The organism is Paraconexibacter sp. AEG42_29 (assembly GCF_040581415.1).
GTDB lineage: Bacteria > Actinomycetota > Thermoleophilia > Solirubrobacterales > Solirubrobacteraceae > Paraconexibacter.
In genome coordinates, this window is record NZ_CP114014.1 from 5,372,557 (window position 1) to 5,384,699 (window position 12,143).

Annotated in this window: 8 protein-coding genes; 1 reads left to right on the forward strand and 7 read right to left on the reverse strand. The window is 73.5% G+C overall.

Going from position 1 to position 12,143, the window contains the following annotated elements; translation table 11 throughout:
• Nucleotides 1-34: 34 nt before the first annotated feature.
• Genes DSM112329_RS25500 through DSM112329_RS25515 form a run of 4 tightly spaced genes read right to left on the reverse strand, consistent with a single transcriptional unit; the run spans nucleotide 35 to nucleotide 6,199 of the window.
• Entirely contained in the window at nucleotides 35-1,438 is a 1,404-nt protein-coding gene (locus DSM112329_RS25500) for a wax ester/triacylglycerol synthase domain-containing protein (protein ID WP_354699384.1), read from the reverse strand.
• Nucleotides 1,439-2,449, reverse strand: coding sequence for an NAD(P)H-dependent glycerol-3-phosphate dehydrogenase (locus DSM112329_RS25505; RefSeq protein ID WP_354699385.1), 1,011 nt, complete (start codon nucleotides 2,447-2,449; stop codon nucleotides 1,439-1,441). It lies immediately after the preceding gene.
• Complete coding sequence (locus tag DSM112329_RS25510) at nucleotides 2,446-3,912, reverse strand: HAD-IB family hydrolase (RefSeq protein ID WP_354699386.1); 1,467 nt, start codon at nucleotides 3,910-3,912, stop codon at nucleotides 2,446-2,448. The genes DSM112329_RS25505 and DSM112329_RS25510 overlap by 4 nt, the downstream gene beginning before the upstream one ends.
• Entirely contained in the window at nucleotides 3,899-6,199 is a 2,301-nt protein-coding gene (locus DSM112329_RS25515; protein ID WP_354699387.1) for a glycerol-3-phosphate 1-O-acyltransferase, read from the reverse strand. The genes DSM112329_RS25510 and DSM112329_RS25515 overlap by 14 nt, the downstream gene beginning before the upstream one ends.
• A gap of 140 nt (nucleotides 6,200-6,339) precedes the next feature.
• On the opposite strand from DSM112329_RS25515, the gene DSM112329_RS25520 reads away from it, so the two are divergent.
• The gene (locus DSM112329_RS25520) at nucleotides 6,340-8,160 is read left to right on the forward strand and encodes a hypothetical protein (RefSeq protein WP_354699388.1); all 1,821 of its coding nucleotides are present in this window, start codon (nucleotides 6,340-6,342) and stop codon (nucleotides 8,158-8,160) included.
• 109 nt (nucleotides 8,161-8,269) lie between these two features.
• Here the strand turns inward: DSM112329_RS25520 and DSM112329_RS25525 are convergent, their stop codons facing one another.
• The 3 genes from DSM112329_RS25525 to DSM112329_RS25535 all read right to left on the reverse strand — a co-directional run bounded on the left by DSM112329_RS25525 (nucleotide 8,270) and on the right by DSM112329_RS25535 (nucleotide 12,063).
• Nucleotides 8,270-9,262, reverse strand: a complete 993-nt coding sequence (locus DSM112329_RS25525; RefSeq protein ID WP_354699389.1) for a M23 family metallopeptidase — start codon at nucleotides 9,260-9,262, stop codon at nucleotides 8,270-8,272.
• A 279-nt stretch (nucleotides 9,263-9,541) separates the two neighbouring features.
• Nucleotides 9,542-9,706, reverse strand: a complete 165-nt coding sequence (locus tag DSM112329_RS25530) for a hypothetical protein (RefSeq protein ID WP_354699390.1) — start codon at nucleotides 9,704-9,706, stop codon at nucleotides 9,542-9,544.
• A 59-nt stretch (nucleotides 9,707-9,765) separates the two neighbouring features.
• On the reverse strand, nucleotides 9,766-12,063 hold the full coding sequence (locus DSM112329_RS25535; RefSeq protein WP_354699391.1) for a DEAD/DEAH box helicase: 2,298 nt from the start codon (nucleotides 12,061-12,063) through the stop codon (nucleotides 9,766-9,768).
• Nucleotides 12,064-12,143: the final 80 nt, after the last annotated feature.

Consider the following 12,143-nt stretch of genomic DNA (forward strand, 5'->3'; position numbering starts at 1 on the left):
CGGGACACGGAACGTGGGCGGTCAGACCGCAGGGTCAGCTCGCGAGGGCGAGGACCTCGTCGAAGCCCTCGCGCAGGCAGCGCTCGAAGCGCTCGAGGTCGGTGATGGCGGCCGGGTCGACGTTGATGCCGATGCAGCAGAGGTCGCCGTGGGAGACCAGCGTGATCATCGTCGCGCAGCCGGGCAGCGGGCCGAAGCCGTAGGCCCGCTCGATCCGCGCCCCGGCGACATATCGGTCCTCGCGGATGCCCGGGACGTTGCTCGCCTGCAGGTCGTTCGCCTTCGTCAGGCCGCCGGCCAGCTGCGAGATCACGGGCGCCGGGAGCCGGGACAGCGCCGGGGCGATGAGGCCGAGCGCCGCCACCGCCGGCTCCTCGCGGGCCTGGGCGACCTGCAGGCCGATGATCCGCATACGCTCCTGCGGGTCGACGACGCCGACCGGCGCCGCCAGGCGGGCCCCGGCGAACGCGTTGCCGCCTTCCGGGTCGTCTGCCTTGCGCACCGAGATCGGGATCGCGATCGGCATCGAGTCGACCGGGACGCCGAGCTCGTCGTGGTAGCGCCGGAAGCCACCGAGGAGCGCCGCGACGAACGCATCGTTGAGCGACCCGCCGACCGTCTTGGACGCCGCCCGCAGCGGGGCGAACGGGATGTCCATCGTCATGAACCGCCACGACAGCGAACGGCCCGCCAGCAGCGGCGAGCCGTCGCTGTCGGGGTCGGCGAGCACGCGCCGCAGCGACGCGGTGAAGCGGACGGCGGCCCGCAGCGAGCGCTCAGGGCTCGCGACCGACCGCACGAGGCCGGCGGCGTGCCTGGCCCCCAGCGCCGGGAGCGCGGCCGCGTCCTGCGTCAGTTGCCGGGTGAAGAGGTTCGTGGGGGTCGTGTACTCGAACTCGGGCGCGCTGACCTGCGGCTTCTCCGGGCTCGGCTCGCGCCTGCTCGAGTGCAGCATCCCCAGCAGCTGCACGGCGCCGAGGCCGTCCGTCGTCGCGTGGTGGAGCTTCAGCAGGAACGCGCTCTTGCCGTCCGGCAGGCCCTCGATCAGGGTCGCCTCCCAGGGCGAGCGCGAGCGGTCGAACGGCACCATCGCGAGCTGCTCGGCGAGCGCGAGCGCGTCGGTCCAGACGCTGCCCGGCGGCAGGCCCACGCGCCGCACGTGGTAGTGCAGATCGAAGTTGCGATCGACCACCCACGACGGCACGCCGACGCCGAGCGCGGGCTCGACCACCCGCTGGCGGAACCGCGGCACGAGCCGCGTGGCCCAGTCGTGGGCGGCGAGGAACCGGTCCCAGTCGGGCGTGCAGTCCAGCAGCTCGAGGGAGCTGATCGTCGAGCGCAGCCGCGGGTCCCCCTCCGCGCGCCACATCAGCGCCTCGAGGCCGTTCATCTCGCGCGCCTGTCCCCAGGCGCCCGGCTGCGCGTCGTGCTCGGCCATCTAGTAGACGCCGTGATGCTCGGCGCGCGCGGTCTCGCGCTGCAGGCCGCGGTACGCCTCCGTGGCGGTGCGGCCCTCGTTGACGACCGCGTCCACCTCGCAGCAGATCGGCAACGCGACGTCGTGCTCCGCGCCGAGCTCCATGACGGTCCGCGCCGTCTTGACGCCCTCGGCCACCTGACCCATCTCCTCGATGACCTGCTCGACGGTCTTGCCGGTCGCGATGCCCTCGCCGACCCGTCGGTTGCGCGACTGCGGGCTCATGCACGTCGCCATCAGGTCGCCGAGGCCGGTCAGGCCGGCGAACGTGCGCGCCTGCCCGCCCATCGCCTCGCCGAGGCGCGTCATCTCCGCCAGGCCGCGGGTCAGGACCATCGCCCGCGTGTTGTCGCCGACCCCGAGCCCCTCGGCCATGCCGGCGGCGATCGCGATGACGTTCTTCAGCACGCCGCCGAGCTCGGACCCGAGCAGGTCGTCGTTGCGGTAGACGCGGAAGACCCGGTTGTGGAAGAGCGTCTGGAGCGACTGCGCGACGCGGTCGTCGGCCATGGCGACGACCGCCGCGGCGGCCATGCCGTCCAGGACCTCCTTCGCGAGGTTCGGGCCCGCCATCAGGCCGACCGGATGGCCGGGCAGCACCTCGGAGATGACCTGCGTCGGCCGCAGGCGCGTCCCCTGCTCGAGGCCCTTGGCCAGGGAGATCACAGGCACCCACGGCCGCAGGTGGGGCGCGACGTCCTCCAGCGCCGAGCGCATCGCGTGGGACGGGACACCCATGACGAGGACGTCGGCGGCGGTCACCGCCTCGGCGATGTCGCTGGTCGCCTCCAGCGACTCGGGCAGCTCGCGGTCGTCGAGGTAGCGCGTGTTGGTGTGCTGCTCGTTGACCTCGCGCGCGACGTCGTCGTCCCGGGCCCAGAGGATCGCGGGGGTGTTGCGGGCGGCGAGCGCGGCGACGGTGGTCCCCCAGGAACCTCCGCCGAGCACGGCGACGCGGATCGGACGGGTCATGGCTGGGCAACCTCTCGGTCGTTGGAGTCGGACGGCCAGTGGGCCAGGGTCTCTACGAACTGCGCGCGGACCTCGGCGACGTGCTCGGACACGGTCGCGGGCGTCCATTGCGACGTGTCGACCGGCGGCAGGACCGCCACCTCGACGCGTCCGGGCCGGACGGTCTGCGCACCGCGCCACATGACCTCGCCGGCGTTGCGGATGACGATCGGCACCATCGGCACCTCCGCCTGCATGGCGAGGTGGAACGCGCCCTTCTTGAACTTGCCCAGCCGCGGCGTCGGGGACCGCGTGCCCTCGGGGGCGATGACCAGCGAGGTGCCGGCCCGCAGCTTGTCGACCGCGGGGGCCATCGCCGCGCGCGCCTGCCCGGCATCGGCCCGGTCGATGAACGCGACCCCGGCGATCGCGAACGCCTGGCCGAAGCCGGGCACGTTCCTGGCCTCCTGCTTGGCGACGCCGGTGAAGCCGCCGCGCAGCAGCTTCATCAGCAGGATCGGGTCGATCTTCGACTGGTGGTTGAACGCGAACACGCACGGCCTGGCGGACCACAGGTGCTCGGCGCCGACCACGATGTCCACGTCGATGCCCGCGACCGCCAGCGACACGTCGGCGCCCACGCCCCCGGTGATGTTGATCAGCGTCTCGCGCGAGCGGTTCAGCACGCCGAGGCCGATGCCGGTCCCGAACGCCCCGGCCAGCCCGCCGTAGAAGGCCGCGGTCCGGACGATGTCGACCGGGCCCGGGGTGCCGCCGCGCGAGGCGCAGCGCAGGACGGGCCAGCCGCGCTGCGCGGCGATCTTCGTCAGGCCGCTGTCGGGTTCGACGCACACCGGGTTGCCGGCGCGGGAGAGGAACGCCACGTCCTCGTGGCCGTTCGAGTACGCGAACGACTGCTCGAGGTCGTAGCCCTCGGCGGCGGCAAGGCGGTCGACGGCGGCGGCTTTGCCCCCGGCCCACATCGCGAAGCCGGTCGAACGTCCCGTCAGCAGTCCGTCCACGACCTCCAGCTCCGTGCACAGGAGGTGGGACGCACCGATCTCGGCCGCCATCGGCTCGACCTGGAAACGGGTCGCCGACGACGCCAGGACGACGGTGTGGCCCTGCTCGTGGTGGGCCTGGGCCAAGCGCCAGGTCTCTGCATGGAGCTGCCCGGCGATGCGGTGCTTGAAGAGGTTCTGGCTCAGCTCCTGCATGTCCTCCAGCCGCTTGCCCTTCCACGAGCTCAGCGAGATCGAGAGGAAGTCGGCGAAGTCCTCCTCGCTGGTGATGCCGCGGGCGGTCGCCAGCATCGTCCGCACCAGCTCCTGCGGCCCGAGCTGGAGCGACAGGATCCGGTGGCGGTAGAACGCGGTCGCCGAGTACCCGCTGATGACCGTCCCGTCGTAGTCGAAGAACGCCGCGACCTCAGGGCCGCGCGGCGCCTCGCGGACCGCGCGGACCAGCTCGTCAACGCTCGGCATCCAGCACCTTCTGCAGGCGCGCGCTGTCCAGCTTCCCGATGTACGCGACGCGCTCCAGCACCTCTTCGATCTCGGCCAGGAAGGCGAGCCGCGCCTCGCGGACCTCGTCGCGGCCGGGGTCGACGACGTCCCGGTTCTGCGCGAGCTGCAGCGCCGCGGCGTACAGCTCCTGCGACACGGACTCCGGGCCGTGGAGCTGACCCTGCAGCAGCAGCTGGCGGCCGACGCCGAGGCACTCGTCGAGGAACTGCGCCTTGTCGAAGCCCTCGCGCGGGCTGCGCTCGGCCAGGATGCGGGCGACGACCATCTGCGCGTCGACGAACGACCGCAGCGCGCGGTGGGCGACGAACGTCGGCGTGGACTCGAGCAGCTCACCGAGCTGCTCGGGCGAGTTCAGGCGCTGGTGCCAGTCCGGGGCGAAGCGGTCCAGCTCGACGCCGAGCTCGAGCCGGAATGCCTGCTTGTCGGCGAAGAAGAACTCGAACTTCAGGATGTCACGCAGCTGGAGGACGTCCTCCCACGCCGCCTCCACCGGGTCGTCGACCGCGGGGCCCCGGCTGAGCTTCACCAGGGCCAGCTCCACGATCGCGCGGTTGATGAGGTGGTGGATCATGCCGTTGCGGTAGAACGCCGCGACGTGGTGGCGCCCGGGGGCGATCGACCACACCGGCTCCTTGCCGCCGTCGTAGCAGTTGACGACGTCGGCGGCGCACAGCTGGTTGAGGGTCGCGCGCAGCGCGTGCTCGCCGCGGAGCTCCGCCAGCGGGCCCGCCACGCCGCGCTCGTCCATGAGGTCCAGGACACGGGCGACGATCAGCTCCACCTGGCGGAACGTGAACGCGCGGTCACGGGTCCCGAGCAGCGCGAACGTCACCAGCGACGTCGAGGCGACCGGCGTCGCGCGGTTGATCCCGGTGCAGACCCGGAACGCGACCTTCTCGAGGCGGTTCGCGTCCTCGCCCGGCTCCTCGAGCGCCCCCCGCAGCGAGAACGCCTCGCCGAAGACGACCTGCGCGCGGCCGGCGTTCGTCCGCTGCGCGCGGATGTAGTCGGCCATCCACTTCAGGCCCTCGCTCGACTTCTTCGCGCCGCGCTGCTCGGCGGCCATCGCGCCGACCTCGGACTGCTGGTCGTAGACGATCGAGACCGGGACCAGGATGACGTCCTCCGCCCGGCCGTCGTCCAGCGCGCGGACCAGGTAGTGGAGCAACCCGAAGCGCGGCGGGCGCAGCTTGCCGGTGCGGGTGCGGCCGCCCTCGATGTACCACTCGATGTTGAAGCGCTTGGCGACGAGGTGGCCGAAGTACTCGCGGATCGCCAGCTTGTAGACCTGGTCGTCGCCGAACGTGCGGCGGATGAAGATCACGCCGGCGCGCTTGCCGAGCGGCCCGATCGGCCAGAACGCCATGTTCGACCCGCCCAGCAGGTGGTTGCGCGGGAAGTCGTGCTCGTCGAGGACGTTCGCCAGGACGAGCGGATCCACGTACGCGCGGTGCGAGGGCAGGAACACGAGCGCGTGCTTCTTGTTGAGCTCGCGCAGGCGCTCCAGGCTCTCGACGTCGACCTCCACGTTCCAGGCACGGTTGTGCATCGGGCCCATCACCGCGCGGAACGCGTCGATGGCGAGCCGGCTCTGGACGGTGACGAGCTCGTTGAGCGCGCTCTTGGCGTCGAGCAGGACGTCGTCGTACGGTCGTCCGAGCTTGCCCGAGAGCTTGGTGACCTCGTCGCGGAAGCGGGCCGACGCGGTGATCTGCTCGGTCACCAGGCGCGGCACCTTGTAGCGGTCGCCGATGATCGAGCGCTCGGCGCGCTCGCAGGCCAGGACCGCCTGGCGGTCGACGAACGCGGCGAAGGCGGCGCTGCCGCCGCCCGTCCCGGACTCGCTGCGGAACCGCTGCCGCATGTCGGCGACGGTCGCGGGCTCGCCGTCGGTGACGCGGACCCGGTCGGGCTCGTTGCGCCGGATCCGCGCCTGCAGCGGCGACCACGGCCGATGCGGGTTCGTCAGCGCCAGCAGGTCCGCCGCCCGCGCCTGCCGGCCGCCGTCGCGCTCGCGCGGGAGCCACGTGACGCGGACGGGGAGCACCAGCTGCTCGTCGAGCCCGGCGAGCTTCTCGGCCAGGTCGGCGTCCCCGACGTACATCACGGCCGCTTCGGGGTGCGTCTGCGCCGCCCACTCCTCCACCAGCTCGCGCTCGGTTGCCGTCCCGGCGTCCGCGAGGACCACCAGCGGCGGTCCACCCCCTACCGGACGCAGGTGCCGTGCGGTCGTTGCGCTCTCCATGGCTCGACTCTACGCGGGTGAGCGGGTCGCGTCGCAAGCTGCCCCCCAAGCAGGGGGCGATACGTCACGGTATGACGGGATCCGGCGCCATGTGCCCGGACGATTCCCAAGATCCGGGTCGGTCGAATAGGTTCCTCGCAGTGAGCACGCGAGCCCAAGCCGTCTCCGCTCTGGCCGCCGGGTTCGTCTTCACGGTCATCGCCCTCATCTGGGTCTTCTCGAACGGCAGCCCCGAGAAGGTCGGCCGCGACCCGGCGGGCGCGACGATCACCGAGCCGCTGGCCGACGCGCTGCGCTACATCCCGCGCTCGGCCCCTGCGGTCGCGGTGATCGACACCGACACCGGCGCAGGCCCGCTGCGCAAGGCGCTGGACCTGCTCGGCAGCGTCCCCGGCGGCCCCGAGCTCGGCGAGCGGGTCGACACGCTGCTGACGGAGTCCGTGGGGGTCTCCCCGACCGACGACGGCGCGGCGCTCGCCGGGTCGCCCCTGGTGGTGTCGGCGACGGGCTCGACCGGGTCGCCGAAGCTGCTGGCGGCCTGGGTCACCCCGGACGCGGGAACGCTCGCCGGGGTCATCGGGTCCCGGGTGCAGGGCGGCGAGCTCGCCGACGACGGGTCCTACCGCGGCGCGACGACGTTCCTGCGCAGCGACGGCGGCGGCGCCGTGGCGCAGGACGGCCGGCTGCTGCTGGTCGCGGCGGACAAGAAGACCCTCAGGACGGCGCTGGACCGCGGCGTGCGGCGGGGCGCGAGCGCCGCGACCGGGCTGACCCCCGAGTCGTTCGCGTCGCGCTCGGCGTCGGGCGTCTCCGCCACGGCGGCGGTCATCCGGCTGGGCATCAGCGGTCCGATGCTGCGCCGCTTCGTCTCGGACCTGCAGCCGAACGCCGGGCAGCTGCCGTACCTGGCCGCGGTCGACCGTGCGGGCATCGGCATCCGCACCGACGCGAACGGGCTCCACCTGAAGGTGAAGCTGCGCACGGACGAGGGGATCCTCACCGAGGCCGACCTGCCGCTGGCCCCGGGCTCCGAGGCCCCGGAGCTGACCGGGGAGGAGCCGATCCGCGTCGGGGTCCGCAGCCCGGCCCAGACCGGCACCTTCATCCTGCGCTCGCTGCGGCTGATCGCACCGGCGCGGCTGAAGACGTACGACGCGGTCAAGGAGCTGATCGCGAAGTTCGGGAAGGTGGACCTCGAGACGGACGTGCTGGGGACGCTGACCGGGTCCGCGACGCTCGCGGTCGCCGACTCGACGGTGACGCTGCGGGCCCGCAGCGGGGACCCGGAGAAGGTGCGCACGACCCTGCAGCAGCTGTCGCGGCTCGGGCCGGTCAGCAACTACTCCGGCGGCTCGGCGCTCCCGGTGAGCGCGACCGGCCTCAGCCTGAAGCCGGCGACGGACGTCGTCTCCAGCCCGCCGGACGACTCGGAGGACCCGCTCGACGAGGAGCCGGCCCCGGACGACGGGTCCGCGACCGACGACGGGACGTCCACCGACGGGACCGCGGCGGACGGGACGACCACGGGCGACGGGACCGCGACGGACGACGGGACGTCCACGGACGGCGGGGTCGAGCCGGACGACACCACCGACGACTCGTTCGACGACGGTGCGAGCTTCACGGACACCCCCGAGCCGGACACCTACCAGCTGCTGCGCGCCGACGTCCCGATCGCGATCGTGGCGCTCCGCGGCGACATCCTGGTCGTGTCGAGCGACCCGGACAGCGACGTGGACGCCATCGCCGACGGCACGCAGTCGGGTGACGCCCCGCGGGGGAAGGACGGATCGCTGCACGCACTGCTGGGGGGCTCCGAGCTCGGCGGCGTGCTGGTCGACACGCTCGGGTTCCCGGCGGGTCTGCGCGATGGCCTCACGCCGTTCGGCAGGTTCGCCGTGACAGCGCGGGCCGAGCTCGGCGCGGTGACGATCGCCGTGGACACCGCGGCAGCAGACTGACCGCGGCGACACCTGCACGGGGCGGGCGGCGGCCGGGGGCGGGCGCGGCCGGGCGGGCGGGCGCGCTGCAGTGGCACGACCTCGTCGTTCTCGCGGGACGGACCGGCGCTCAGCGCGCCCAGCGGCGGAGCTGCGGCAGGGGGTCGACCGGCGCGGTGTTCGCGATGTCGCGCCAGCCGTCCGGCCAGAGCTCGAAGTGCAGGTGCGGGCCGCTCGAGCGGCCGGTCGACCCCACCCGGCACAGCACCGCGCCGGCGGCGACGCGCTGGCCCGGGGCGACGGTCGTCGAGTGGCGGATGCAGTGGGCGAGGAAGATGTCGCGGCCGTCGGCGAGCCGCGCGACGATGTACTCGCCGGCCGCCGACGACTGGTAGTCGGTGTAGCGCACCGTCGCCGCGGTCGGCGCGACGACGTTCGTGCCGGCGGCCGCCGCGATGTCGACGCCCTGGTGGCCGTAGCCGTCGCGCGCGGCCCCGAAGCCATCGGTGAAGGTGAACGGGCCGGCGACCGGGAAGCGCCCGCCGACGGTCGGCCGGGGGGTCGCTGGGGTCGCCGGGCCGGACGGTGCCGGGGCCGGCTTCGGCGTGGGAGCGGGCTTCGGCTTCGGCTTGGGGCGGACGTCCAGCGTCACGCGGCCGGGGGCACGGCGGGGCCGCGCGAGCGTCAGCCCACCGATGTCGGTGGCGTGGATCCGGACGGTGTAGCGGCCGGCGCGCAGGCGCGCGCCCTTCGGCCACCCGGGGCGCAGCGTGCGGCCCACGCGGATCTGCCCGAGGACGATCCGCACCGACCGCCCGCCCGTCCCCCGCGCCGGGGTGACGTCGAGGCGGGCGCGCACGCGCGTGCTGCCCGGTTGCGCGATCCGCAGGACGATGGCGGGCAGGCGGCCGCCGGCGGTCACCGTCCGCGGGCTCACGCTGAAGCGGACAGCCTGCGGCCGCGGGACCCCGCCGAGCGGGCTGCCGTAGGCGGCGCCGCCGGCACCGCCCCCGGCGGTCGGGACCTCGGCGCCGCCGGTGCCGGCGCTCGCTCCGGGGGCAGCGACGAGCACCGCGAGGACGCCCGCGGCGAGTGCACTCCAGAACGGCCGGTCCGTCGGCATGCCCGGAGGATCGGTCCCCGCCCCCCGACCTGGACCGTTGACCGCAGCTTTGCGCAGGTTTGCGCAGCGATGTGGCGTCCCGCTGCCCGTCTTTCCGCCACTTCACGGTATCCCGACCCGCGGCTCCGCTTCCACCGCCCCCCGCGCCGAACGTCCATTTCCCCGCCCCGACACGTGGGGAAACCGACGCTCACCGCGGCAACGAGCGCCGTCCGGCACCGAACGTCCATTCCCCCGTCCCGAGACGCGGGGAAACCGACGCTCACCGCAGCGGCGGCGTCAGAGCAGCAGCGTCGTGAGCGCGACCATCCCGACCAGCAGCGCCAGGAAGACCGCCACGCACAGCAGGTCGGCCCCGAGCCACAGCACGACGCCGGCGCCCAGCGCCAGACCTCCGGCGACGTGCAGCGGGCGGAGGGTTGTCGACGGCGCGCCCGTGCTCATACCTGGGCGTTCACTGTGCCAGCCCGCGCCGCCGCGCGCGCCGGGTCCAGGACGCACCCTCACGCGCGGGCGAGCATCGCCTCCAGCACCGTCAGGGCCCCGCGCTTGTGCAGCGGGTCGTTGAGGTTGCCGCACTTCGGCGACTGGATGCACGACGGGCAGCCGGTCTCGCAGGGACACTCCGAGATTAGCCGGTGCGCGTCGCGCGCCAGCCGCTCGAACGCCTTGAAGCCCTGCCGCGTGATGCCGATGCCGCCGGGATGGCCGTCGTAGATGAAGATCGCCGGGCCGCCGGTCTGCGGGTGCAGATTGGTCGACAGGCCGCCGATGTCCCAGCGGTCGCACATCGCGATCAGGGGCAGGACGGCGATCTGCGCGTGCTCGACGGCGTGCAGCGCGCCGAGCAGGACGTCGGGGCCGAGGTCGTTCAGCACGGTGTCGTCCAGCTCGTACCAGAGGGCGCGGGTCGTGAACGCGGTCGGCGGCAGGTCCAGCGTCTGCAGGTCGATCACCTCCTGCGACGGGAGCCGCTTGCGCTGGAAGGCGTGGACGGTGTCGGTGACGGTCACCACGCCGTAGGAGAGGACGACGCCCAGCGCGTCGCGCCGGTCCAGCAGCCGCTCGATGAAGGTGTCGGTCTCCTTCTTCGGCTGCGTGTACCAGTTGCCGTCGAACGGGTGCACGAGCGCGCGGCGGCCGTCGAGGTCGAGCTCGTCCACCTCGTAGGACCGGCCCTGGTGCAGGTAGATCGCGTGGTGGTGGACGGTCGTGTGCGACCGCGCCGCCTCGATCGTCCCCAGCAGCTCGCCGGTCGAGGTGTCGACGATCGCGACCGAGTCGGGGGACGCCGACCGCAGCGACACCCGGGCCGCCGGGTAGTCCTCCTGGCGGCGCAGGACGAACACCCCGCGGCGCTCCACGAGCTCCCCCGTCGAGACGAGCGCCTCGCACGCCGCGCGGACGCCGGCCCCGAGCGTGGCGACGTCGCCGACCGGATCGACCGGGCCCTCGTGCGCGGCGCAGAGCAGGTGCGCGGCGTAGATCTCCTCGCTCTCGTGGTCGAGGATCGCCGCCTCGACCGGACGGCCGAGGAACTCGTCCGGGTGACGGCAGAAGAACTGGTCCAGCGCGTCGTCCCCCGCGATGTAGACGGCCAGCCCGCGGCCGCGCCGGCCGGCGCGGCCCCACATCTGCCGCAGCGAGGCGACCGTCCCCGGGAAGGTGACGACGACGCACGCGTCGAGCGCCCCGATGTCGATCCCGAGCTCCAGCGCGTCCGTCGTGATGACGGCGAGCAGGTCGCCGCGCGTCAGCTGCGCCTCGAGCTCCCGGCGCTGGGCGGGGGTGTAGCCCGCGCGGTACGGGGCGACCCGCTCGGCCTGGTGCTTGTCGAGGCGCTCGCGGGTCAGCTTGGCGACGAGCTCGACGCCCTTGCGCGACTTGATGAAGCAGATCGTCCGGGCGCCCTCGCGGACCAGCTCGGAGACGATCTCGGCGGCCTCGGCGAGGGCCGAGGCGCGGGTCTGCAGCGCCTCGTCGACGACCGGCGGATTCCACATCGCGATCTGCCGGCGGGCCCCGGGCGCGCCGTCCTCGTCGACGAGCGCGATGTCCTCCAGGCCGGTCAGGCGCTCCGCGAGCTCGACCGGGTTGGCCACCGTCGCCGACGCCAGCAGGAAGCGCGGCTCGGTCCCGTAGGCGTTCGCGATCCGGCGCAGGCGGCGCAGGACGTTCGCCACGTGCGAGCCGAACACCCCGCGGTAGACGTGGGCCTCGTCCACGACGACGATCGCCAGGTTGGCGAACAGGTCCCCCCACAGCCGGTGGTGGGGCAGCACGCCCGTGTGGAGCATGTCCGGGTTCGTGATCAGGAGGTTCGCGTTCTTGCGGATCGCGCGGCGGTCCTCCTGCCGGGTGTCGCCGTCGTAGATCGCCGGCCGCACCTGCTTGTGCAGCCCGAACCCGTGCAGCGACCGCGCCTGGTCCTGGGAGAGCGCCTTCGTCGGGTAGAGGTAGATCGCCCGCGCCTTCGCGTCGCGGCAGAGCACATCCAGCGTCGGCAGCGTGAAGCACAGCGACTTGCCGGACGCCGTCCCCGTGGTGACGATCGTCGGACCGGCCCACGCGGCCTCGATCGCCTCGGCCTGGTGCGTGTAGAGCCGGGTGATGCCGCGGCGACCGAGCGCCTCGACGACCAGCGGGTGCAGCGCGTCCGGGATGGGGACGGTGCGTGCGTCCCGTGGCCGTTCCACGGCCTCGCGGACGAGGCGGTCGTCGGTGCGGCCCACCTCCAGCAGCGCGTGCCACGGATCGTCGGGGTCGGGGCCGAGCTGGGGCGTGATTGGGCTGGTGGCCATACGGGGAGAGGGCAAGGTAGCGCTCGGTGGAGCCGTCGCCCCGGTAGGGCGGACGTCCTCCCCGCAGATTGCGCACGACA

Bases quoted from the DNA above. Each gene is read 5' to 3' on its own strand.
- DSM112329_RS25500 (WP_354699384.1), bottom strand. From the start codon at position 1,438: ATGGCCGAGCACGACGCGCAGCCGGGCGCCTGGGGACAGGCGCGCGAG.
- DSM112329_RS25505 (WP_354699385.1), bottom strand. From the start codon at position 2,449: ATGACCCGTCCGATCCGCGTCGCCGTGCTCGGCGGAGGTTCCTGGGGG.
- DSM112329_RS25510 (WP_354699386.1), bottom strand. From the start codon at position 3,912: ATGCCGAGCGTTGACGAGCTGGTCCGCGCGGTCCGCGAGGCGCCGCGC.
- DSM112329_RS25515 (WP_354699387.1), bottom strand. From the start codon at position 6,199: ATGGAGAGCGCAACGACCGCACGGCACCTGCGTCCGGTAGGGGGTGGA.
- DSM112329_RS25525 (WP_354699389.1), bottom strand. From the start codon at position 9,262: ATGCCGACGGACCGGCCGTTCTGGAGTGCACTCGCCGCGGGCGTCCTC.
- DSM112329_RS25530 (WP_354699390.1), bottom strand. From the start codon at position 9,706: ATGAGCACGGGCGCGCCGTCGACAACCCTCCGCCCGCTGCACGTCGCC.
- DSM112329_RS25535 (WP_354699391.1), bottom strand. From the start codon at position 12,063: ATGGCCACCAGCCCAATCACGCCCCAGCTCGGCCCCGACCCCGACGAT.